Here is a 22,051-nt window from a genome sequence, read left to right as displayed (position 1 = left end):
TAGCCCCCTCTGCTGAAGGGGGCGTCGATTGGCGTCAGAACATCACCTGGCCGCCGGTGATGTTGATCGATTGGCCGGTGCAGTAAGAGGCCTTATCGCTGGCGTAGAACAGCAGGGTGTTCAGCACGTCCTGGTAGTCGCAGCCGCGTTTCAGCGGCACTTTGTCGATGTAGTACTGCTCCACCTGATCCGGCGCGATGCCCAATTTTTGCGCGTACTGTGGCAGCAGCGACTGGAACATCGGCGATTTCAGCAGGTTGCCGAGCATCAGCGAATGCACGGTGATGCCGTACTCCGCCAGATCGAGCGCCAGCGACTGCGTCAGCCCCACGCCGCCGAACTTGGCGGCGCTGTAGCCGGAGTTGTGCTTGCTGCCGACCTTGCCGGATTTAGAATTGATCTGAATGATGCGCCCGGCGATGCCGTCGCGGATCATCAGCCGCGAGAACTCGCGGGCGCAGAGGAAATAGCCCACCAGGTTCACCTGCAGCGAGCGATCGAAGTCGCCCAGCGGGAAATCGGTGATCGGCGCCGCCTTGGCGATGCCGGCGCTGTACACCAGCAGATTAGCCTGGCCGAACGCCCGGTCAACCGCCGCCGCCAGCGCGATCACGCTCTGCTCGTCGGTGGCGTCGGCCTGAAAACCGCAGGCGCTGCCTGCGCCGTACTCTTCGTTGATCTGCTGCGCCACCCGATTGGCGTTGTCGGCGTTCAGATCGGCCACCGCCACCCGATAACCGGCCTGCGCCAGCCCGTGGCTCAAAAATGCACCTAACGTTTGGCCGCCGCCAATCACTACAGCTACTTCAGACATGGTCTACTCCTTATGCGATAAATGACAGCGTGCTGCCCAACGGGATATCGGTCGGCGTCGGGCCGGATACGTGGATCGAGCCGGGGAATTCGGCTTCGGCTTCGCCGTCGAAGCGCACGGTGATGTGGCCCAGCTCGCGCAGATTCTGCGTGGCGACGCTGCCGACGGCGGTAATGGCGTAGCGCCGCTGCGCCAGCTCCATCACGCCGCCCACCTGCAGTTCGCCGGCGGTCGCGCCGTGGCGGTGGATAAAGCAGAACTCTTCGATGTCCGCCGGCGCGCCTTCACGGAAAGTGATCAGCATATTGTCCAGCAACGCCTCGCGGGCGCAGCCGCCGATTTGCGTGATGGTGGTATGAAAAATGGTGTGCATGAACGTCTCCCTGAAAATCACACTATTGATAAATGAAGGCCGAGGCGGCCCAGGCGATCAACACCGTCGGGGCGCCGGTCAGGAAGCGGCCGACCAGCACCGACGGCACGCCGACCCGCACGGTGTCCTGTTTGGCTTCCGCCAGCGACAGGCCGACCGGAATGAAGTCGCAGGCGGCCTGCGCGTTGATGGCGAACAGCGCGGGCAGCGCCAGCTGCGGCGGAATATGGCCGAGGCCGATCTGCACCCCGACCAGCACGCCGATCACCTGGGCGATGACCGCGCCGGGGCCGAGGAACGGCGACAGCAGCGGGAACGAGCAGATCAGCGCCAGCGTCACCAGCCCGATCGGGCTGTTGGCCAGCGGCGTCAGGCCGTGAGCGATAAAGTCCCCGAGGCCGGAGGCCATGATGATGCCGATCAGCGCCGAGACGAACGCCATAAACGGCAGAATGGTCTTCAGCACGGTGTCGATGGTGTCGCGCCCGGCCTGGAAGAACACCGCCACCACCGAGCCCATGCCCATGCCGACCTTCGCCAGCAGCCCGTCGCTTTGCTCGGTGATCTTCTTGCTGGTGTCGTAGTCGCGCGCCTTGGGCGGCGCTGCCACGGCGGCGGCGGGCGGGGTTTCCGCCGTTTCGATTCGGCTGATGTTGTGGTCGCGCACGCCGGAGACATAGATGTCTTCGAGGATAAACTGCGCCAGCGGGCCGGACTGGCCGGTGGCGTGGATGTTGACCGTCGGAATGCGGCGTTTCGGGTACAGGCCGCAGCGCAGGGTGCCGCCGCAGTCGATCACCGCCACGCCGATTTCGTCCGCCGGCGGCTCGCCCTCTTTGAAACCGTCGACGGCCGGCCAGCCGGTCAATTCGCTGAGGCGATCGACGATGGAAGGCCGGGTACCGGCGGTGATGTACACCACTTTCTTGCCGGGTTCGATCGGCAGTTCCAGGGGGCCGCCCCAGCCGCTGGCGCCTTTTTCAATACGGATATAAGCACTCATGCTGCACTCCACGAATTAAAGTTGCACCTGGCGATCCAGACGGATGCCCATCTTGCGTTCGAACAGGCTGGTGGTGAGATCGGTAACCCAGCCGCGGAAGAAGTTAGTGAACAGCCCCACCAGGAAATAGCTCACCGCCAGCGGGCCGAGCGGCAGGCCGAGGGTGGTCAGGCCGCTGGCGATGCCGAGGTAAACGAACAGCTCGCCGGGGTTGATGTGCGGGAACAGACCGTTCATCGAGTGGCAGCTGTAAGAGGCCGCCGCGTAGTAGCTCGGCTTGTATTTCTCCGGCATGAAACGCCCCAGGCTGAGGGTCATCGGGTTGCAGAAGACAAAGGTGCCGATCAGCGGCAGCAGCAGATAACGCGAGACGGGGTTGCCCGCGCAGCGCTGCGCCAATCGTTCGATACGTTCCTGGCCAACAAATTTGATCAGTGCGTTCATGATAACCAACAGGCTGATCAACAAAGGTAAAATGCCGGTCACCATGCCGACAAACACTTCACCGCCTTTCTGAAACAGGCCGATAAACCACTCGGCGCCGTGGGTGATTAGCTCAATCATTATGTTCTCCTGTAATGGACTTATATGGCCTGGAGCGAACGGCGGCTCTGTCGCCATAGGGCCTTACAGTAGTCACTTTGTTGGGCTATTTGTTTTAAATAGATCACAATTTGAAAGATAAATATTTTATTTTGAAAGTTTAAAGTGAAAGAAAGAGAAGGTGTGCGGCTTGAGGAGTGGGGGACGGGCACAAAAAAGCCCGGCGAACCGGGCTTTGGGACAGGTGGTCTGTCACATCAGGCGATGGTGACCTTCTTGTCCAGGTAGGCGTCTTGCACGGCGTTGATCAGTGCCACGCCGTCTTTCATCGATTTCTTGAACGCCTTGCGCCCCAGGATCAGGCCCATGCCGCCGGCGCGTTTGTTGATCACCGCGGTGCGCACCGATTCCTGCAGATCGTTCTCACCGGCGGCGCCGCCGGAGTTGATCAGCCCAGCGCGGCCCATGTAGCAGTTGGCCAGTTGGTAGCGCACCAGATCGATCGGGTGATCGGTGGTCAGCTTGTCGTAGACGCGGTCATCGGTATAGCCGAATTTCACCGCGCGGTAGCCGCCGTTGTTTTCCGCCATTTTCTGTTTGACGATGTCGGCGCCGATGGTGGCGGCGATGTGGTTGGCCTGGCCGGTCAGATCGGCGCTGGAGTGGTAGTCCACGCCGTCCTTGTTGAACGCCGGATTACGCAGATAGGCCCACAGCACCGTGACCATGCCCAGCTCATGCGCGCGCTCAAAGGCGATAGAGATCTCTTCGATCTGGCGGCGCGACTGCTCGGAGCCGAAGTAAATGGTGGCGCCGACCGCCACCGCACCCATGTTGAACGCCTGCTCGACGCTGGCGTACAGGGTCTGGTCGTACTGGGTCGGGTAGCTCAGCGTTTCGTTGTGGTTGATTTTGACCAGGAACGGGATCTTGTGCGCGTAGCGGCGCGATACCGACGCCAGCACGCCGTAGGTGGAGGCGACGCAGTTACAGCCGGCTTCAATCGCCAGCTCGACGATATTCTTCGGATCGAAATACAGCGGGTTGGCGGCGAACGACGCGGCGGCAGAGTGCTCGATACCCTGGTCGACCGGCAGGATAGACAGGTAGCCGGTGCCGGCCAGGCGGCCGTGGTTGAACAGGGTTTGCATCGAACGCAACACCGTGTTCGGGCGGTTGTTATCGATCATTACGCGGTCGACGAAGTCGGCGCCCGGCAGGTAGAGATTCTCGGCGGGGATAGTGGTACAGCGGTGTTGCAGCAGATCTTCCGCTTCCTTTCCTAGCAACTGCACAATATCAGTCATGATTCACTCCCGATTAAGCTTCTTCATACACCGGCAATGCATGGGTTTTTGACCACCGGCGCAGTAAAAAAGCGGTGATTGAAGCTGTAAAGCGATGCTACCGAACTTGCTCCGGCAAGGACAAACAATAGATGCGATTGAGAAGAAATGCTATTTGCGCGGCCAAATACGTGGGGACGATCGCCCCCGGCTTGCCAAGCGGTTGATTATTCGATCTCGAACCACTCGGTGTTCTGCAGGGCGATCGGGCGCAGCGGCTGCGCCCGACAGAATCAGCCCAGCAGGGCGCAGTTAGGCGGCAGGCGGCATTCGATGGCCTGCGGCAACACTTCGATGCGGAAATGGCGGCCTTTGAGCGGCTCGCCGTCAAGGTTGAAGGTGATTTCATGCGGCGCGTCGATCTCCAGCCAAGGCAGCGCCGCGCTGAGGATGCTGTTGCTTTCTTCGTCGTTGAACAGGGCGGCGACCAGCGCCGGCAGCAGTTCATCGGCGATCAGCAGACGCAGCTGCAGCAGGCCGTCGTTGATCAGCGCAGTGGGGCACAGTTCCTGACCGCCGCCGGCCTGCTTACCGTTGCCGATGCCGATCACCAGCGCTTCACCGGCCCAGCGGAAGTCCGGCCCGCGGATTTCACAGCGATCGGCCTGCAGCGTATCCATGCGCAGTAAGCCGTGGACGAAGTAGGAAACGCCGCCCAGTGCCGCCTTCAGCTTCTCCGGCGTTTCGGTGGTGATGCGGGTGCCGAAGCCGCCGGTGGCCATGTTGATGAAGTAGCGTTCGCCGTTGACCCTGGCCAGATCGATAGGCACCGAGCGGCCCTTGATCGCCAGTTGCAGCGCCTGTTCCGGCGAAGGGGGAATATTGCAGGCCATGGCGAAGTCGTTGGCGGTGCCGAGCGGCAGAATGCCCAGCACGGGTCGGCCGTGCGTCGGCAACTGTACCAGTGCGGCTGCTACCTCGTTAATGGTGCCATCACCGCCGCCGGCGACGACGGTATCGACGCCAAGCTGAGCGGCCTCCGAGACGTAGCGCGCGGCGTCGCCGTGCTCCCAGGTGACGCGTACGTGCAGCGTCACCTGTTCTGCGCGCAGCCGTTTGACCGCCTGGCGCAATTCTTCGTTGCCGGCACCCTTGCCGTTGATAATAAGCAGGGCTGTTGCATGTGGGGGGTGAGCCATTGCCGATATCCTCCGGCGGAAAACCAAGAAGGTCCCAAGATAAACCAGCCGACGCCGTCAGGCCATCAGAATATTCAGCTAATTCCGCTTATTTCCCGCATCGCCGTGAATATGAAAGCGGTGCGAATTTATCTGAATTTTACCGGGCAACAAGAAAAATTTTAATGAAGGCGGGATTAATCGCTATAGCGTTATTTATATATCGATGTGACGTTATTATTCTTATTAAAATGGATAACGGGAAAAGATAATGAAAATAGGTGCTGTGGTGAAAATAGAGTGGCCCCACAAAGAAAAAGCCAGCCCAAGGGAGATTGGGCCGGCTAAGGAGGTGGTTCCTAGTATTGCTATGCAAATATTTTCGTTGTTCGTTTTAAGCAGCGTGATAGTAACCAAGCTGCGAGCATATTGATGTGATCTAATTCTAATATTTGCTAAAAATCGCCACCGTATGGTGGCGATTCATTTTATGCCTGGGCGCTATTTTCTTCCGCCAAATTGCGGATCAGCAAAGCATAATTGAGATCGATATCCTGCGGGATCGGCAAATAAACGATATGGCCGTTGCCCGGCGCCACTTCAATCAGCTCACCTTTCTTATTTTGCATGCTTTCGAGCGTAAACAGCACGTTGCCGCCCGGCGTCATCATCTCGACGCTGTCGCCGAGCGAGAACTTATTCTTCACGTCGACTTCCGCCCACCCTTCGCGGCGCACGCCGGTGAACTCGCCGACGAACTGCTGGCGCTCGGAGAGCGAGGAGCCGTATTCGTAGTTCTGCTGCGCTTCGTGTACATGGCGGCGCAGGAAGCCCTCGGTGTAACCGCGGTGCGCCAGGCCTTCCAGCGTGGTGAGCAGGGTCGGATCGAACGGCTTGCCGGCGGCGGCGTCGTCGATGGCGCGGCGGTAGACCTGGGCGGTGCGCGCGCAGTAGTAGAAGGACTTGGTGCGGCCTTCAATCTTCAGCGAGTGCACGCCGAGCTGCGTCAGACGCTCCACGTGCTGAATGGCGCGCAGATCCTTGGAGTTCATGATGTAGGTGCCGTGTTCGTCCTCAAAGGCGCTCATATATTCGCCTGGCTTTTGCGCTTCAGACAGCATGAACACCTTATCGGTCGGCGCGCCGATGCCCAGCGTCGGCTCAACGGTTTGTACCGGGATCGGCTCGTGCAGGTGCACGATATTGCCTGTGTCGTCCTCTTTGCCTTCTTCCGCCTTGTATTGCCAGCGGCAGGCGTTGGTGCAGGTGCCCTGGTTGGGATCGCGCTTGTTGATGTAGCCGGACAGCAGGCAGCGGCCGGAATAGGCCATGCACAGCGCGCCGTGGACGAAGATCTCCAGCTCCATATCAGGCACTTCGGCGCGGATCTCGGCGATCTCCTCCAGCGACAGTTCGCGCGACAGGATCACGCGGGTCAGGCCCATTTGTTTCCAGAATTTCACCGTCGCCCAGTTAACGGCGTTGGCCTGAACCGACAGGTGGATGTCCATCTGCGGGAAGGCTTCGCGCACCATCATGATAAGGCCGGGATCGGACATGATCAGCGCATCCGGGCCCATATCGATAACCGGCTTCAGATCGCGCAGGAAGGTTTTCAACTTGGCGTTGTGCGGGGCGATGTTGACCACCACATAGAATTTTTTGCCCAGCGCGTGCGCTTCGTTGATGCCCTGCGCCAGATTCTCGTGGTTGAATTCGTTGTTGCGCACCCGCAGGCTGTAGCGCGGCTGGCCGGCGTAAACCGCATCGGCGCCGTAGGCGAAGGCGTAACGCATGTTTTTCAGCGTTCCGGCAGGGGAGAGAAGTTCCGGTGTAAACATAGTGTGTCTCGGTCTGATTTCAGGTCAGCACCGCGCCACCTGATGGCGCAGTAAAAGCGGGGAATTGTAGCGGCGGCGCGGCAAAAAATCAGCAGTTAACCGGATTTATTCAGGGGAGATTGATCCCGGTCAAACGGAAAACGCGCGATGGCGGCCACCGCGCGGGCGAAACGGAGGGATCAGGCGCTCAAATCGCGGATATCGGTGGTCGGGCCGTTTTTTATCACCGACTGGATACCGTTTTTGGCCGCGCTTTCGGAGCTGTACATTTCGCTGACGCCGATCACCTGATGGTTCTTGGCCTTCAGCACAAAATAGGGCTGATTGCTGGTGCTGTGCTTCAGTTCAAACTGCGCTTCGTGCGGCGAATTGGTCTGCACCGAGGCGATGCCGTTCTCCGCTGACGCTTTGCTGGCGTACATCTCGCTGGCCAGAATGATCTCGCCGTTACTGGCTTTCAGGTTGAAGTGGTACTGTCCGTTCTTTGCTTTTTTCAGCTCGTAATGACCGATTGCCATGGTTCTTCTCCTGTAGGTTCCGATTCGTGATGTAAGTGTAGCCAATCGCTTGAAAATCGGCGGCTAAACCTCACCGCAGCTTAGTCGAAAAAATGCGCAATTTTTTTGCGCCGGCGCGGAGTTTTCATTCGGTGAGCCTGCCGCCGCACGGGAAGCTAAGGAAAGGCGCGGTGATTGCGCAGTGCACCGCATAACGAGGGGAACAGGGTTTCAACCCGTGAAATTGTGCGTTAGTGTTTGGCCGTTTCGTCAATGTGGATGAAAAATGAGCGATACATCTTGGCATCGACACGCTACAGGCATATGCTTTGGCCTATGCCAGCTGTGGAGGTGTCGAGATGGAAAGAATCGCAAAGCTGTTTAAAAACGGCAGAAATCAGGCGGTGAGGTTACCGGTGGAGTTTGAATTTGATACGGATCGTGTCTATATCCGTCGCGATCGGGAGGGCAACGTGATTTTATCCAAATATCCAGCAAAGCCGGACAGCTGGGCGCCGCTGCTGAGCATTATCGCCCAAACGCCGGTGCCGCAAGAGTTTCTTGGCGCGGAAGATCGTCAGCAAGGGGTTGCAGACCGCGATCCATTCTCAGAGGACGAATAGGCGATGTACATGTTTGATACCAACACCGTCAGCCACTTGTTTCGGCAGCATCCGCAGGTGCTTAACGTCATGGAAAAGCTCCCGCCTTCTGCCGTATGTATTTCCAGCGTCACGGAGGCGGAACTGCTTTACGGTGTGGCTAAACGGCGGAACAAGGCGTTGCAAAACATGGTCGAGGCCTTTATTGCCGCGGTAACGGTCTATGCATGGGATAGCGAGGCTGCCCGCTGTTACGGTGAAATGCGGGCAAACATGGAGAGAAAGGGGAAAATCATGGGCGCGATGGATCAACTGATCGCCGCTCATGCGCAGAGCCGTGGCGCGACGCTGGTGACCAACGATCGCGCATTCGCCATGGTGCCCGGATTGGCTGTTGAGGACTGGACGCGCTGATTTCCCCCTAAACCCCATTCACCAGCCGGCAAGGGTCGGCTTCCCAGCGGTAGCCCACGCCGTATACCGAGCGGATAAAGGATTTCTCCCCGTCGATCAGCTCCAGCTTGCGCCGCAGATTTTTGATGTGGCTGTCGATGGTGCGGTCGGTGACTACCCGATAGTCGTCATACAGGTTGTTCAGCAGCTGTTCGCGCGAAAACACGTTGCCCGGTTGGCTGGCCAGGGTTTTCAGCAGGCGGAACTCCGCCGGCGTCAGATCCAGCAGCTGCCCCTGATAACTGGCCTGGAAACGCGGTTCATCGATGTGCAGCAGGTCATCTTCCCGCGCATTATCCTGCGGCCGATAGCTGCGGCGCAGGATGGTTTTCACCCGCGCCACCACCTCGCGCGGGCTGTAGGGTTTGCAGATGTAATCGTCGGCGCCGATCTCCAGCCCCAGCAGGCGGTCGATCTCTTCGATTTTCGCCGTCACCATCACGATCGGCACATCGCTGAAGCGGCGCAGCTCGCGGCATACCGTCAGGCCGTCGGCGCCCGGCAGCATCAGATCGAGTAAAATCAGCGCCGGCGGATGTTGATGCACGGTCGGCACCACCTCACTGCCGTTGGTCAGCCAGCGGGTGGCGTAACCCGCCGCCTGCAGATAATCCACCAGCAACTGACCCAGCTTGGGCTCATCTTCAACAATCATGATCTGCATAGGTTGATTCTGAATGTCCATCAGGGCGCCTTATTTTTTATCGGGGTAGCAAATTCTACTGTAATGCGCACGCCGCCTAAAGGCGAATGCTCGGCGCGGATTTTTCCATCGTGCGCCTCCACAATGTTGTGGCAGATCGCCAGACCCAAGCCGGAACCGCCGCTGGCGCGGTTGCGTGAGCCTTCCGCCCGGTAGAAACGTTCGAAAATGCGCGTCAGTTGCTGATCGCTGATGCCCGGCGCGCTGTCCTGCCAGTAGAGGAAGAGCCGCCCCGGCTGTAGCTCGGCGCTGATTTCCAACCGGCCGCCGGCGTCGGTGTAGCGCAGGCTGTTTTCCAGCAGGTTATTGAACAACTGGTTCAGGCGATCGGGATCGCCGAACAGCGGCGCCTGAGGCGGCAGATGCGTGACGATTTCCAGCCCTTTGGCGCGGAAGCGTTCGCGGAAGGCGGCGACGGCAACCTGCAGCAGATGCACGCAGTCTACCGACGACTTGCGATAGGCCAACGCGCCGAGATCGGAAAGCGAAAGCTGGTGCAGGTCATCGACCAGTTTGGTCAGGGTGGACACCTCGGCCTGCAGCGAGCTGAGCGACGCCGGCGTCGGCTGGCGCACGCCGTCCTGCAGCGCCTCCAGCTCGCCGCGCAGCACCGCCAGCGGCGTGCGCAGCTCATGCGACACGTCGGCCATAAAGGCGCGGCGCATCTGCTCATTTTTCTCCAGTGAGGTGGCTAACTGATTGAAGTCGTGCGCCAGCCTGCCCAGCTCATCCTGGCTGCTGACCGTCACGCGGGTGGTGAAGTCGCCCGCCGCCAGGCGATGAGTGCCCGCCACCAGGCGCTTGACCGGCGCCAGCATGCCGCGCGACAGCAGCCAGGTCACCGCCGCCGCCAGCAAGGTGGAGAGCGCGACGATAATCCAACTGGTGCGCCGCTGCTGGCGATCGAAGTTGATATCGGTGTTGCGCGTCAGGCGTTCGACCGGGGTAGTGATCACCCAGCCGACGATCGTGTTGTTATAGCGGATCGGGTGGCGCGGCCCCTCTTTCGGCACCGGTCCGGAGTGGCCCACCAGCCGGTTGAACTGGCTGTCCACCACCCAAAACTGGGTGCGCCAGCCCTTGGGCGGCAGGTTGTGGCTGCTGTCGCTGTTCTGTTCGAACGAACGCATGATCTGGTAGATAACCTGATCGTTGTTGCGCAGGAATATCCAGTTGCCGTGGCGGCTGTACTGCTCCTCCAGCGCTTCGCTCAGCATGTTGATGCGCTGCTCGTTGCTGTGCTTGATGTAATCGATAAAGCCGCGTTCAAAGCTGACGCGCACCCCCCAATGCATGGTGATCAACACCAGCATGCAGGTAGCGAAAATGGCCAGGAACAGTTTCCCGGTAATGCCTATCTTCATTGCAACCTCGTTGAGCCGGTACCCGGCTCTTTGGTCAGCGTGCGGTTGGGCGCGCTATCGGCCGGCACGCGCGCGAAGGCCAGCGCGGGCAGGGCGATAATCAACGCCATACAGCAGTAGCTGTAGATAAATGCGCTGTGGATGGCCGGGCTGTCGGCCACCACCTGGTGATGGGCGAAGCTGCCGATCAAGATGCCGGCGACGCTGACGCCAAGGCTCATCGACAGCTGCATGACCATCGACAACAGGCTGTTGCCGCTGCTGGCCAGCCGGTCCGGCAGGTCTTTCAGCGTCAGGGTGTTCATCGCCGAGAAGCGCAGCGAGTTGACCATCCCCTGGAAGAACAGCACCACCGGCAGCAGCCACAGCCAGCCGAGCATCGCCGCCAGCAGGAAACTCAGGCTGACCAGCGCCAGCAGCAGCGTGGCCGCCACCAGCACGTTGCGATAGCCGAAGCGGTTGACCACCTGCACCACGATGCGCTTCATGCCCATGCTGCCGATGATCATCGGGATCATCATCAGCCCGGCGTGGAACGGCGTGAAGCCCATGCCCACCTGCAGGAACAGCGGCGTCATGAACGGCAGCATGCCGCTGCCGATGCGCCCCAACAGGCTGGCCAGCAACCCGATCTTGTAGGTCGGGGTGCGCAGCAGCCGCAGCGAGAACAGGGCGCGGCTATTGCCGTAGGCATGCCAAACATACCCCAACAACGCCGCTGCGCCCAGCGCCACCAGGCCGGCGATGGCGGCGCCGGACAGTCCCATGCCCTTGTGGCCATCGAGCGCCAGCGTCAGCGATGCCATGCCGATCGCCAGCAGGATAAAGCCGCTGAGGTCGAAACGCCGGGTTTGCATTTGGTAGTTGGGCATCAGCAGCAGCGTGGCGATGGCGCCCACGATGCCTACCGGAATATTGATCAGGAAAATCCAGTGCCAGCTGGCGTACTGCACCAGAAAGCCGCCCAGCGCCGGCCCCATCAGCGGGCCGATCTGGCCCGGCAGCGTCACGAAGGTCATCGCCGCCATGTACTGCTCGCGCGGTACGATCTTCATCACCGTCAGGCGGCCGACCGGCACCATCATTGCGCCGCCGACGCCCTGAATCACGCGCGAGGCGATCAGTTCGTTCAGGGTTTCCGAGCGGGCGCAGAGGATGGAGCCGAGGGTAAACAGCACGATGGCGCTGAAAAACACCCGCTGTACGCCGACCTTGTCCGCCAGCCAGCCGCTGGCCGGCAGCGTCACCGCCACCGTCAGCACATAGGAGACGATCACCGACTGCATGCGCAGCGGGTTCTCCCCCAGGCTGGCGGCCATCGAGGGCAGGGCGGTGTTGACGATCGTGGTATCCAGCGTCTGCATAAAGAAGCCGAACGCCACTATCCAGAGTTGCCAGCGTACCGTGGCGGTGTGTTTCATCAGCATCGGTCGGCCATTAGTGCGGCAGCGGGGCCAGTTGCTTGTTACGGCGGAACTTCGCCTGCAGCCGGTCGAAGTAAAGATAGACCACCGGCGTGGTGTACAGCGTCAGCAGCTGGCTCATCACCAGGCCGCCGGCGATGGTGATGCCGAGCGGCTGGCGCAGCTCCGCGCCGTCACCGCTGGCCAGCACCAGCGGCAGCGCGCCGAACAACGCCGCCAGCGTCGTCATCATGATCGGCCGGAAACGCAGCAGGCTGGCCTGGAAAATCGCCTCGCGGGCGCTGATGCCTCCGTTGCGCTGCGCCTCGAGCGCGAAGTCGACCATCATGATGGCGTTTTTCTTCACGATGCCGATCAGCAGCATGATGCCGATCAGCGCGATCAGGCTGAACGGCGCGCTGAACAGTTCGAGCGCCAGCAGCGCCCCCACGCCTGCGGAAGGCAGCGTGGAGAGGATGGTCAGCGGGTGGATATAGCTCTCGTACAGCACGCCGAGCACGATATACACCGTGGCGATCGCCGCCAGGATCAGGATCACCTGCGATTTCAGGGTGTCCTGGAACACCTGGGCGGTGCCGGCGAAGGCGCCGCGCACCGTGGGCGGCACGCCGAGCTGGGTCATGGCGCGGGTGACGGCGTCGGTGGCGTCGCCCAGGCTGGCGCCGAGCGGCAGGTTGAACGAGATGGTGGAGGCGGCGGACAGCCCCTGGTGGTTGACCGCCAGCGGCGTGTTGGCCGGCTGCCAGTGCGCGAAGTAGGAGAGCGGTATCGCCTTGCCTTCGCTGTTGATGATGAACATTTTATCCAGCGAACTCACGTCCTGGGTGTAGGGCGGCGCCACTTCCATCACCACCTTGTATTGGTTGAGCGGTTGATAGATGGTGGAGATCTGCCGTTGGCCGAAGGCGTTGTTCAACAGGTTGTTGGCGTCCGACACCGAAATGCCGAGGCGGGACATGGTGTCGCGGTCGTAAATCAGATCCATCTCCGAGCCTTTATCCTGCTGATCCGAGTTGACGTCCGCCAGCTCCGGCAGGGCGGCCAGCGCGGTGCGGATTTTCGGCTCCCAGGTGCGCAGGGCGCTCAAATCGTCCGACAGCAGCGTGTACTGATAGCTGGCGTTGGCCTGCCGGCCGCCGACGCGGATATCCTGCACCGCCATCAGGAACAGGCTGGCGCCGGGCTCTTTCGCCAGCTTGGCGCGCAGGCGGGCGATCACCTGCTGCGCGCTCTCTTTGCGTTCGGACAGCGGTTTAAGCGCGATGAACATCGAACCGCTGTTGGTGCGCGAACCGCCGGTGAAACCGGTGACGTTGTCCACCGCCGGATCGTCGCGCACGATGGTCATAAAGTCCTGCAGTTTTTGGCGCATCGCCTGGAACGAGATGCTCTGATCGGCCTGAATGGAGCCCATCAGACGGCCGGTATCCTGCTCCGGGAAGAACGTTTTCGGGATGCTGATGTACAGCCAGACGTTGAGCGCCACCGTCGCCAGCAGGATCGCCAGCACCCAGCGAGCGTGGTCGAGCACCCAGTGCAGCGAGCGGCCGTAGCCCTGCTGCAGTTTCATCAACAGCTTGCCGAAGCCGCGCACGCGCTGCTGCGCGCGTTCAGGCTGCGGGCGCAGCAGGTAGGCGCACATCATCGGCGTCAGCGTCAGCGAGATGATCAGCGACAGCCCGATCGACACCGACAGGGTGACGGCGAACTCGCGGAACAAACGCCCCGGCAGCCCCTCCATCAGCAGCAGAGGAATGAACACTGCTACCAGCGACATGCTCATCGAAAGCACGGTAAAGCCGACCTCGCGTATCCCCTGCAGCGCCGCCTGCAGCGGTTTGATGCCGGCCTCCACGTGGCGGGAAATGTTTTCCAGCACCACGATGGCGTCGTCCACCACAAAGCCGGTGGCGATGGTCAGCGCCATCAGCGACAGGTTGTTGAGGCTGAAACCGCACAGGTACATGGCGGCGAAGGTACCGATCAGCGACACCGGCACGGCGACGGCGGGGATCAGCGTAGCGCGGCCGGAACGCAGGAAGGCGAACACCACCAGGATCACCAGCGCGATGGCGATGACCAGCGACTGCTCCACTTCCGCCAGCGAAGCGCGAATGGTCGGCGAGCGATCCTGCGCGATGTTCAGTTTGATCGAGGCAGGAATGCTGGCCTGCAGGTCGGGCAGCTCGGCGCGGATGCGATCGACGGTGGCGATGATGTTGGCGTCCGGCGAACGGCTGACCACCAGCAGGATCGCCGGTTGGGCGTTGGTCATCCCGGCGTTGCGCACGTCCTGCACCGAATCGATGACGTTGGCGACGTCGCTCAGCCGGACGGCGGAACCGTTGTTGTAATGCACGATCAGCGGCTTGTAGCCTTCGGCCTTTTTGATCTGATCGTTGCTCTGGATCTGCCAGCGCTTGTCCTGGCTTTCGGTCGAGCCGAGCGGCGTGCGCAGGTTAGCGTTGCTGATGGCCTGGCGCACGCTGTCCAGCGACACGCCCTGGTTAAACAGCGCGGAAGGATTCAGCTCCACCCGCACCGCCGGCAGCGAACTGCCGCCGACGGTGACGTCGCCGACGCCCTCGGTCTGGGCGATCTTCTGCGCCAGCTGGGTGGAGGCGAAATCGTAAAGCTGGCCCTGGCTGTAGGTGTCGGAAGTGAGCGTCAGGATCATGATCGGCGCGTCCGACGGGTTCATCTGCCGATAGGTTGGGCGGCTCGGCATGCCGGAAGGCAGCAGGCTTTGCGCGGCGTTGATCGCCGCCTGCACGTCGCGCGCGGCGCCGTTGATGTCGCGGCTGAGATCGAACTGCAGGATCACCCGGGTGCTGCCCAGCGAGCTCATCGAGGTCATTTCGTTGACCCCGGCGATGCGGCTAAGCGCGCGCTCCAGCGGGGTAGCGACCGAGGTCGCCATGGTTTCCGGATCGGCGCCCGGCAGGGTGGCGGTGACGGAGATCACCGGGTAATCCACCTGCGGCAGCGGCGCGACGGGCAGCAGGCTGAAGCCCAGCGCGCCCGCCAGCGCGATCGCCAGCGTCAACAGGGTGGTGGCCACCGGGCGGAAGATAAACAGCGAGAAGAATTTCACGGTGTCTCCCGCGCTTCTTCTTTGGCGTGGGTATTGCGCGCCAGTTTATCGAACAGCAGGTAGATCACCGGGGTGGTGAACAGCGTCAGGATCTGGCTCATGATCAGGCCGCCGACCATACAGATGCCGAGCGGCCGGCGCAGCTCCGCGCCGACGCCGGTGCTGAGCATCAGCGGCAGCGCGCCGAGCAGGGCGGCCAGCGTGGTCATCAGAATCGGCCGGAAGCGCAGTAAGCAGGCCTGATAGATGGCGTCATAGGGCTTCATACCCTGCTCGCGTTCGGCGGCCAGGGCGAAGTCGATCATCATGATGGCGTTTTTCTTCACGATGCCGATCAGCAGGATGATGCCGATGATGGCGATCACGTCCAGCTCGCTGCCCGCCAGCATCAGCGCCAGCAGCGCGCCGACCCCGGCGGTCGGCAGGGTGGAGAGAATGGTGACCGGATGGATGAAGCTTTCATACAGCACGCCGAGCACGATATACATCGCCACCACCGCCGCCAGGATCAGCCACAGCGTGCTGCCGAGCGCGGCCTGGAAGGCCAGGGTAGCCCCCTGGAACTTGGTGGTGATGTCTTTCGGCATCGCCAGGTTTTTCTCGACCTGGGTGATGGCGTTGACCGCTTCTTCCAGCGAGTAGCCCTCCGCCACGTTGAAGGAGACGGTGGTCGCCGGGAACTGATCGAGGTGGTTAATCGCCAGCGGCCCGTTGCGCTGCTCGATTTTGGCGATGGTATTGAGCGGTACCACGGCGCCGCTGCTGCTGGTGAGGCGGATATCGTTCAGCGCCGCCAGCCCTGGCGTCGCCTGCACGTCATGTTCCAGCACCACGCGATACTGGTTGGCTTGGGTGTAGATGGTGGAGATCAGGCGCTGGCCGAAGGCGTTGTACAGCGCGCTGTCCACGTCGCTCATCTGGATGCCGAGGCGCGAAGCCGAGTCGCGATCGACGTTGATATAAGCTTCCAGCCCCTGATCCTGCCAGTCGCTGCTGACGTCCTGCAGTTCGGGGGTTTGCCGCAGTTCATCGACCAGTTGCGGCACCCATTGGCTGAGCTGCTCGAGGGACATCGCCTGCAGGGTGAACTGGTACTGCGTGCGGCTGACCTGGGTATCGATGGTCAGATCCTGCACCGGCTGCAGATAGAGTTTCAGGCCGGGCAGCGCCGCCGCTTTTTCCTGCATTCGATCGATGATGGTTTGCAGGCTGTCGCTGCGTTCGCTCAGCGGTTTCAGGTTGATCTGCAGCCGGCCGCTGTTGAGCGCGGCGTTGGTGCCGTCGACGCCGATAAACGAGGTCAGGCTCTCCACCGCCGGATCCTCCAACACCTGGGCGGCGACCTGTTGTTGCAGCACCGCCATTTTGCTGAACGACACCGACTGCGGCGCTTCCAGCGTGCCCTGGATCAGGCCGTTGTCCTGAATCGGGAAGAAGCCTTTGGGGATGAACAGGTAGAGCAGCACGGTGACGGCCAGGGTGCTCAACGCTACGCACAGCGTCAGCCACTGGTGGGCGAGCACCACTTTCAGCCAGCGGCCGTAGCCGGCGATCACGCGCTCGAAGAAGCGTTCTGAGGCGGCGGAGAAACGGTTTTGCTTGCGCAGCGACTCATGGTTCAACAGGCGGGCGCACATCATCGGCGTCAGCGTCAGCGACACCACGGCGGAGATCAGAATCGCCACCGCCAGCGTCACGGCGAACTCGCGGAACAGGCGGCCAACGATGTCGCCCATGAACAGCAGCGGGATCAGCACCGCCACCAGCGAGAAGGTCAGCGAGATGATGGTGAAGCCGATTTCGCCGGCTCCCTTTAGCGCGGCGTCGAGCGGTTTTTCGCCTTTCTCGATGTAGCGCGAGATGTTCTCGATCACCACGATGGCGTCGTCCACCACGAAGCCGGTGGCGATGGTCAGCGCCATCAGCGTCAGGTTGTTGATCGAGAAACCGAGGAAGTACATGGCGGCGAAGGTGCCAACCAGCGACAGCGGCACCGCCACGCTGGGGATAATGGTTGCCGGCACGTTGCGCAGGAACACGTAGATCACCATCACCACCAGCGCGATCGCCAGCAGCAGCTCGAACTGCACGTCGCTGACCGAGGCACGAATAGTGGTGGTGCGGTCGGTCAACACCTTGACGTCGACCGACTTGGGCAGGCTTTTAATCAGCGTCGGCAGCATCTCACGGATGCTGTCGGCGGTGGTGATGACGTTGACGCCGGGTTGGCGTTGGATGTTCAGCACGATCGCCGGCTGCTTGTTAGCCCAGGCCGCGAGCCGGGTATTTTCTGCCCCTTGCTCGACGGTGGCGATGTCCTGCAGGCGGATCGGCGCGCCGTTTTTATAGGCGACGATCAGCCGCCGGTACTCATCGGCGGACTTCATCTGATCGTTGGCGGACAGGGTGACCGAACGGGTCGGGCCGTCCAGGCTGCCTTTGGCGGAGTTGACGTTGGCGGCCGTGATGGCGGTGCGCACGGTTTCGCTGTCGAGCCCGTTGGCCGCCATCGCCGGCGCATTGAGTTTTACGCGCACCGCCGGGCGCTGGCCGCCGGAAAGGGTGACCAGGCCGACGCCGGTCACCTGGGAGATTTTCTGCGCCACGCGGGTTTCCACCATGTCTTCCACCTGCGTCATCGGCAGGGCGGTAGAGGTGACGGCCAGCGTCAGGATCGGCGGATCGGCGGGGTTAACCTTGCTGTAGATTGGCGGGTAGGGCAAATCGGTCGGCAGCAGGTTGGTGGCGGAGTTGATCGCAGCCTGCACTTCCTGCTCGGCGATATCCAGCGACAGCGCCAGCTGGAACTGCAGGGTGATCACCGAGGCGCCGCCGGAGTTTTGCGACAGCATCTGCTTGAGGCCGGACATCTGGCCGAACTGGCGCTCCAACGGCGCGGTGATGGCGGAGGTCACCACGTCCGGGCTGGCGCCGGGGTACAGCGTCACCACCTGAATGGTCGGGTAGTCCACTTCCGGCAGGGCGGATACCGGCAGCGCGCGGTAGCCGATAATCCCTGCCAGCAGGATCGCCACCATCAGCAGCGTGGTGGCGACCGGGCGCAGAATAAACAGGCGGGACGGGCCGCCGCCGGGGTTCGGCGTCATCACCTGCATCAGGCTTTCTCCCGCTTGGCGTGCGGCGCGGCGTTGCCGTCGGCCGCTTTGGTTTGCGGCGTCACCACCTCGACCTTCATCCCCTCCGTCAGTTGATCGATGCCGTCGGTTACCACGCGCTGCCCGGCGTTCAGGCCGCTGGCGATCACCACGTTTTGGCTGTCTTCAATGCCGACGGTGACCAGGCGTTTGCTGACTTTATTCTCGTCGTCCATCGTCCAGACGAAGTTGCCTTCGTTGCCCATCTGCACGGCGGCGGTCGGCACCACGATGGCGTTTTGCAGCGTGGCGACCTTCAGCCGCGCATTGACGAACTGGTTGGGGAACAGCGCATCGTCCTGGTTGGCGTACTGCGCCTTCAGCTTGATGGTGCCGGTGGTGGTGTCTATCTGGTTATCCAGACTCAGCAGGTTGCCCTGCGCCAGCAGGGTCTTGTTGGTGCGCCCCCAGGCCTCGACGCTGACCGGCCCGGCTTTCTGCGCTTTCATGATGTCGCTGATGTTGCTTTCCGGCAGGGTGAACACCACCTCGATCGGGTGCGTCTGCGTGATCACCACGATGGCCGTAGAACCGCTGGTGATGTAGTTGCCCATATCGACCTGCTTGAGGCCTACGCGGCCGGAGATTGGGGCGATGATTTTGCTGTAGGTCAGCTGCAGCTGCGCGCTGTCCACCGCGCCCTGATCGGCCTTGATCGATCCTTCGGTCTGCTGCACCAGCGAGACCTGGGTATCCAGTTCCTGGCGGGAAACCAGGTTGGTTTTCACCAGTTGCTGATAGCGCGCCAGATCGCGCCGGGCGTTGGCCAGCGTCGCCTGGTCTTTCGCCAACTGCCCCTGGGCCTGCGTCAGCTGCACCTGGAACGGACGGGGATCGATCTCCGCCAGCAGATCGCCGGCCTTCACCTGCTGCCCTTCGGTGAAGTGCAGGGCCATCAATTGGCCGTCGACCCGGCTGGTGACGGTAACGGTGTTGGCGGCGGTGACAGTGCCCAGCCCGATCAGATAGCTCGGCACCGATTGCTGAGTGGCCGTGGCCACCTGAACCGGCGACAGATTGCCGCGCCGTTTGCCACCGGCAGCCGCTCCTTTGGCTCCACCGGCATGGTGAGCGGCCGTCGGCGTTTCAGCCGCCGGCGGTGCGGCGTTGAAGTGGCGCCAAATCAGTACGGCAGCGATGACCGCGATGGCGGCAACCAGCAGGCGCAGCATCAGGGAACGACGTTGGGGTTTTGCTTTCATGGCGGCGAAAATTCTCTCCAGAGGACAAGCGTGTGCGCACGCATTGCCACAAAAATGACACTCCTTACAGAATACTAGTTTAGCCAGTCAAAGCGGCATAAAAATGAAGGAAATAAGGAGGAACCGTCAGCATTTTCCGAATAAGTTAACGATTGTCGCCTGCTATGTTTATAAGCGTTGGGTTTTTGCTTATAGCCAATGAGTTTTAACGGCTTTTTATTTTTAAAGCTAATAATTAACCAGTAAATCATTCAACTCCATGGAGCCTCTATCATGAGCAAGAAACAACTGGGCCGTTCGGGCATTCATGTGCCGGCGTTGACCTTCGGCGGCAACGTATTCGGCTGGACGGCGGATCAGGCGACCTCTTTCAGCCTGTTGGATGCGCTGGTGGAAAATCAGCTTAACTTTATCGATACCGCCGACGTCTATTCCAGCTGGGCGCCGGGCAATCGGGGCGGTGAATCGGAAACCGTCATCGGCGAATGGTTGAAGAAGAGCGGCAAGCGCGACCAGGTGATCATCGCCACCAAGGTGGGCAAACCGATGGGTGAGGGTAAGCAGGGGCTGTCGCCGCGCTATATTCGGCAGGCGGTGGAAGACTCGCTGCGCCGTCTGCAAACCGATTATATCGACCTTTACCAATCGCACGACGATGACCGCGATACGCCGCTGGAAGAGACGCTGGCGGCGTTCGATGCGCTGATCAAGGCCGGTAAGGTGCGGGCGATCGGCGCTTCCAACTATCAGGCGGATCGTCTGGAAGAAGCGCTGCGGGTGAGCGAAAGCCACGGGCTGGCACGTTATGAAACCCTGCAGCCGGAATATAACCTGTATGCGCGCGAAGGCTATGAGGCCGAGCTGGAGGGCGTGGCGCAGCGCCACGGGCTGGGGGTGATCAACTTCTTTGCGCTGGCCAGCGGCTTCCTGACCGGCAAATACCGCAGTAAAGAGGACGAAGGTAAAAGCCAGCGCGGCGATCGCATTGTCGAGCGCTACCTTAACCCGCGTGGTTTCCGCATTCTGGCGGCGCTGGATCAGGTGGCGAGCAAACACGGCACCTCGCCGGCGCAGGTCTCGTTGGCCTGGCTGATCGCGCGCCCAAGCGTCACCGCGCCGATCGTCAGCGCGACCTCGCTGCAACAGCTGGATGAATTGGTCAGCGCCACCCGCCTGACGCTGGATGCGGAGGATATCCAGGTGCTGAACCTCGCCAGCGCCTGGTAAGGCGCATTACCCGGCGGCGATTTTGCTCTATGCTGAATGGGTCAACATGGCCCATTCAGGAAACCGCAATGACTGGTGATACCATCAACGACCTCGCGACGCTGGAACAGCTGTACGGCAAACCCGGCGCGCCCTCGGTTTTTAAAGAAGTCAGCTATATCCACCCGGCGTACCGTCCATTTATCGAGGCGGCGCCGTTTGCCGCCCTCTCGACGGTTGGGCCGGACGGCATGGATGTCTCCCCGCGCGGCGATCCGGCCGGTTTTATTCATATCGAAGACGAGAATACCCTGCTGCTGCCGGACCGGCGCGGCAATAACCGCATCGATAGCCTGCGCAATATCCTGCACGACAATCGGGTGGCGCTGCTGCTGCTGATCCCCGGCATCGGCGAAACGCTGCGGATTAACGGGCGGGCGGAGATTGTGGTCGCGCCGGCGGTGCTGCAGCGCTTTGCCTACCGCAACCAGCTGCCGCGTTCGGTGCTGCGTATTCGTGTCGAAGCGGTATTTTTCCAGTGCAGTCGGGCGATCCTGCGTTCAGGATTATGGGAAGAGGGCAGCCGCCTCGAACGTTCGGCGTTGCCCAGCCCCGGCCATATTTTGGCCGCGGTCAGCCAAACGCGCTTCGACGGCGAGGAGTATGACAGCGCGTTGCCGCAGCGGCTGAAGGATACGCTGTATTAATCGCCGTGGCGTGCGCGCCATGTTTGCCGGCTTAGCCGGTATAAAACATGCTTCTGTAGCGGATGGCCCGCCGGCAGGCGCGGGTGCAGGAAGGTTTCGCCGTCGAACTGCATGCCGATGCGCGTCATCACCCGGCGCGACGGCTGGTTATCTTCGGCGGTGAAGGACACCACTTCCGGCAGGTGCAGCGTGCCGAAGGCGCACTCCAGCGCGGCGCGCGCCGCTTCAGCGGCGTAGCCGTTGCCCCAGTGGGCCGCCGCCAACCGCCAGCCGATCTCCACGCAGGGGGAGCAAGGCAGATCGTCGCCCGGCACCGCCAGGCCGACAAACCCGATAAAGGATGCGCCGCCTTTCACTTCCACCGCCCATAGCCCCCAGCCCTGTTGTTGCATGGCGGCGCGGAGGCGCTCGGCCTGCGCGCGGCTTTCCTCGGCCGTCATCGTCGCCGGGAAATAGCGCATCACTTGTGGATCGGCATTCAGCGCGGCGAAGGCCGGCAGATCGTCGTCGCGCCAGGGGCGTAGCCGCAGTCTGGCGCTGTCGAGGGTAAGAAGGGGTGACATGATGCATAGCCTCCAATGAACGAGGGCGCGGCGAGTCGCGCCC

Annotated in this window: 19 protein-coding genes; 4 read left to right on the top strand and 15 right to left on the bottom strand. The window is 61.6% G+C overall.

Annotated elements, in window-relative coordinates; translation table 11 throughout:
• Positions 1-34: 34 nt before the first annotated feature.
• The 8 genes from srlD to AAIE04_RS19345 all read right to left on the bottom strand — a co-directional run bounded on the left by srlD (position 35) and on the right by AAIE04_RS19345 (position 7,556).
• On the bottom strand, positions 35-814 hold the full coding sequence (srlD, locus tag AAIE04_RS19380; RefSeq protein ID WP_074055521.1) for a sorbitol-6-phosphate dehydrogenase: 780 nt from the start codon (positions 812-814) through the stop codon (positions 35-37).
• A gap of 10 nt (positions 815-824) precedes the next feature.
• Positions 825-1,187, bottom strand: a complete 363-nt coding sequence (gene srlB / locus AAIE04_RS19375) for a PTS glucitol/sorbitol transporter subunit IIA (RefSeq protein ID WP_019452394.1) — start codon at positions 1,185-1,187, stop codon at positions 825-827.
• Positions 1,188-1,209: 22 nt separating this feature from the next.
• The gene (srlE, locus tag AAIE04_RS19370) at positions 1,210-2,190 is read right to left on the bottom strand and encodes a PTS glucitol/sorbitol transporter subunit IIB (RefSeq protein ID WP_063919872.1); all 981 of its coding nucleotides are present in this window, start codon (positions 2,188-2,190) and stop codon (positions 1,210-1,212) included.
• A gap of 15 nt (positions 2,191-2,205) precedes the next feature.
• Positions 2,206-2,754 (bottom strand): PTS glucitol/sorbitol transporter subunit IIC, encoded by a 549-nt coding sequence (srlA, locus tag AAIE04_RS19365; protein ID WP_004941528.1) that lies wholly within the window; start codon positions 2,752-2,754, stop codon positions 2,206-2,208.
• A 236-nt stretch (positions 2,755-2,990) separates the two neighbouring features.
• A complete protein-coding gene (fbaB, locus tag AAIE04_RS19360) occupies positions 2,991-4,040 on the bottom strand; it encodes a class I fructose-bisphosphate aldolase (RefSeq protein ID WP_019452396.1) in 1,050 nt (349 codons plus the stop codon).
• 272 nt (positions 4,041-4,312) lie between these two features.
• Positions 4,313-5,218, bottom strand: a complete 906-nt coding sequence (yegS, locus tag AAIE04_RS19355) for a lipid kinase YegS (RefSeq protein WP_019452397.1) — start codon at positions 5,216-5,218, stop codon at positions 4,313-4,315.
• Between the two features lie 467 nt (positions 5,219-5,685).
• Entirely contained in the window at positions 5,686-7,038 is a 1,353-nt protein-coding gene (trhP, locus tag AAIE04_RS19350; protein ID WP_498577544.1) for a prephenate-dependent tRNA uridine(34) hydroxylase TrhP, read from the bottom strand.
• Positions 7,039-7,217: 179 nt separating this feature from the next.
• Entirely contained in the window at positions 7,218-7,556 is a 339-nt protein-coding gene (locus AAIE04_RS19345) for a YegP family protein (protein ID WP_033644064.1), read from the bottom strand.
• A gap of 338 nt (positions 7,557-7,894) precedes the next feature.
• Here AAIE04_RS19345 and AAIE04_RS19340 point away from each other — a divergent pair, with 338 nt between their 5' ends.
• Entirely contained in the window at positions 7,895-8,158 is a 264-nt protein-coding gene (locus AAIE04_RS19340; RefSeq protein WP_019452401.1) for an antitoxin, read from the top strand.
• Positions 8,159-8,161: 3 nt separating this feature from the next.
• Positions 8,162-8,551 carry a type II toxin-antitoxin system VapC family toxin gene (locus AAIE04_RS19335; protein WP_498057189.1) on the top strand — a complete coding sequence of 130 codons (390 nt, stop codon included), beginning with the start codon at positions 8,162-8,164 and terminating at the stop codon, positions 8,549-8,551.
• A 7-nt stretch (positions 8,552-8,558) separates the two neighbouring features.
• Here the strand turns inward: AAIE04_RS19335 and baeR are convergent, their stop codons facing one another.
• Genes baeR through AAIE04_RS19305 form a run of 6 tightly spaced genes read right to left on the bottom strand, consistent with a single transcriptional unit; the run spans position 8,559 to position 19,532 of the window.
• Positions 8,559-9,275, bottom strand: a complete 717-nt coding sequence (gene baeR / locus AAIE04_RS19330; protein ID WP_019452403.1) for an envelope stress response regulator BaeR — start codon at positions 9,273-9,275, stop codon at positions 8,559-8,561.
• Positions 9,275-10,657 (bottom strand): envelope stress sensor histidine kinase BaeS, encoded by a 1,383-nt coding sequence (baeS, locus tag AAIE04_RS19325; RefSeq protein WP_019452404.1) that lies wholly within the window; start codon positions 10,655-10,657, stop codon positions 9,275-9,277. Before baeS ends, baeR begins: the two co-directional genes overlap by 1 nt.
• Entirely contained in the window at positions 10,654-12,084 is a 1,431-nt protein-coding gene (gene mdtD, locus AAIE04_RS19320; protein WP_019452405.1) for a multidrug transporter subunit MdtD, read from the bottom strand. The genes baeS and mdtD overlap by 4 nt, the downstream gene beginning before the upstream one ends.
• A 10-nt stretch (positions 12,085-12,094) precedes the next feature.
• Complete coding sequence (gene mdtC, locus AAIE04_RS19315) at positions 12,095-15,175, bottom strand: multidrug efflux RND transporter permease subunit MdtC (RefSeq protein ID WP_019452406.1); 3,081 nt, start codon at positions 15,173-15,175, stop codon at positions 12,095-12,097.
• The gene (locus AAIE04_RS19310; RefSeq protein ID WP_435981670.1) at positions 15,172-18,291 is read right to left on the bottom strand and encodes an MdtB/MuxB family multidrug efflux RND transporter permease subunit; all 3,120 of its coding nucleotides are present in this window, start codon (positions 18,289-18,291) and stop codon (positions 15,172-15,174) included. Before AAIE04_RS19310 ends, mdtC begins: the two co-directional genes overlap by 4 nt.
• A complete protein-coding gene (locus AAIE04_RS19305) occupies positions 18,291-19,532 on the bottom strand; it encodes an MdtA/MuxA family multidrug efflux RND transporter periplasmic adaptor subunit (RefSeq protein WP_154747534.1) in 1,242 nt (413 codons plus the stop codon). Before AAIE04_RS19305 ends, AAIE04_RS19310 begins: the two co-directional genes overlap by 1 nt.
• Positions 19,533-19,805: 273 nt before the next feature.
• Here AAIE04_RS19305 and AAIE04_RS19300 point away from each other — a divergent pair, with 273 nt between their 5' ends.
• Both AAIE04_RS19300 and AAIE04_RS19295 read left to right on the top strand, forming a co-directional pair.
• Positions 19,806-20,759: an aldo/keto reductase gene (locus tag AAIE04_RS19300; RefSeq protein WP_154747535.1), complete on the top strand. Its 954-nt coding sequence runs from the start codon at positions 19,806-19,808 to the stop codon at positions 20,757-20,759.
• A gap of 68 nt (positions 20,760-20,827) precedes the next feature.
• Positions 20,828-21,445 (top strand): pyridoxamine 5'-phosphate oxidase family protein, encoded by a 618-nt coding sequence (locus AAIE04_RS19295; RefSeq protein ID WP_154747536.1) that lies wholly within the window; start codon positions 20,828-20,830, stop codon positions 21,443-21,445.
• On the opposite strand, the gene AAIE04_RS19290 is transcribed toward AAIE04_RS19295, so the two are convergent.
• Entirely contained in the window at positions 21,442-22,008 is a 567-nt protein-coding gene (locus AAIE04_RS19290; RefSeq protein WP_154747537.1) for a GNAT family N-acetyltransferase, read from the bottom strand. The two genes, AAIE04_RS19295 and AAIE04_RS19290, sit on opposite strands and share 4 nt — an antisense overlap.
• Positions 22,009-22,051 lie beyond the last annotated feature (43 nt).

Source organism: Serratia sp. Ae19-1 (assembly GCF_059801225.1).
Note: the sequence above shows the minus strand (reverse complement) of the source record. Positions and strands in the feature narration are given on the sequence as shown.

What these genes read in the sequence shown, in the direction of transcription:
- fbaB (WP_019452396.1), bottom strand. Translation starts at nt 4,040, where the DNA reads ATGACTGATATTGTGCAGTTGCTAGGAAAGGAAGCGGAAGATCTGCTG.
- yegS (WP_019452397.1), bottom strand. Translation starts at nt 5,218, where the DNA reads ATGGCTCACCCCCCACATGCAACAGCCCTGCTTATTATCAACGGCAAG.
- AAIE04_RS19300 (WP_154747535.1), top strand. Translation starts at nt 19,806, where the DNA reads ATGAGCAAGAAACAACTGGGCCGTTCGGGCATTCATGTGCCGGCGTTG.
- srlD (WP_074055521.1), bottom strand. Translation starts at nt 814, where the DNA reads ATGTCTGAAGTAGCTGTAGTGATTGGCGGCGGCCAAACGTTAGGTGCA.
- srlE (WP_063919872.1), bottom strand. Translation starts at nt 2,190, where the DNA reads ATGAGTGCTTATATCCGTATTGAAAAAGGCGCCAGCGGCTGGGGCGGC.
- AAIE04_RS19305 (WP_154747534.1), bottom strand. Translation starts at nt 19,532, where the DNA reads ATGAAAGCAAAACCCCAACGTCGTTCCCTGATGCTGCGCCTGCTGGTT.
- AAIE04_RS19310 (WP_435981670.1), bottom strand. Translation starts at nt 18,291, where the DNA reads ATGCAGGTGATGACGCCGAACCCCGGCGGCGGCCCGTCCCGCCTGTTT.
- AAIE04_RS19290 (WP_154747537.1), bottom strand. Translation starts at nt 22,008, where the DNA reads ATGTCACCCCTTCTTACCCTCGACAGCGCCAGACTGCGGCTACGCCCC.
- AAIE04_RS19295 (WP_154747536.1), top strand. Translation starts at nt 20,828, where the DNA reads ATGACTGGTGATACCATCAACGACCTCGCGACGCTGGAACAGCTGTAC.
- AAIE04_RS19335 (WP_498057189.1), top strand. Translation starts at nt 8,162, where the DNA reads ATGTACATGTTTGATACCAACACCGTCAGCCACTTGTTTCGGCAGCAT.
- trhP (WP_498577544.1), bottom strand. Translation starts at nt 7,038, where the DNA reads ATGTTTACACCGGAACTTCTCTCCCCTGCCGGAACGCTGAAAAACATG.
- srlA (WP_004941528.1), bottom strand. Translation starts at nt 2,754, where the DNA reads ATGATTGAGCTAATCACCCACGGCGCCGAGTGGTTTATCGGCCTGTTT.
- mdtD (WP_019452405.1), bottom strand. Translation starts at nt 12,084, where the DNA reads ATGCTGATGAAACACACCGCCACGGTACGCTGGCAACTCTGGATAGTG.
- AAIE04_RS19345 (WP_033644064.1), bottom strand. Translation starts at nt 7,556, where the DNA reads ATGGCAATCGGTCATTACGAGCTGAAAAAAGCAAAGAACGGACAGTAC.
- baeR (WP_019452403.1), bottom strand. Translation starts at nt 9,275, where the DNA reads ATGGACATTCAGAATCAACCTATGCAGATCATGATTGTTGAAGATGAG.
- srlB (WP_019452394.1), bottom strand. Translation starts at nt 1,187, where the DNA reads ATGCACACCATTTTTCATACCACCATCACGCAAATCGGCGGCTGCGCC.
- baeS (WP_019452404.1), bottom strand. Translation starts at nt 10,657, where the DNA reads ATGAAGATAGGCATTACCGGGAAACTGTTCCTGGCCATTTTCGCTACC.
- AAIE04_RS19340 (WP_019452401.1), top strand. Translation starts at nt 7,895, where the DNA reads ATGGAAAGAATCGCAAAGCTGTTTAAAAACGGCAGAAATCAGGCGGTG.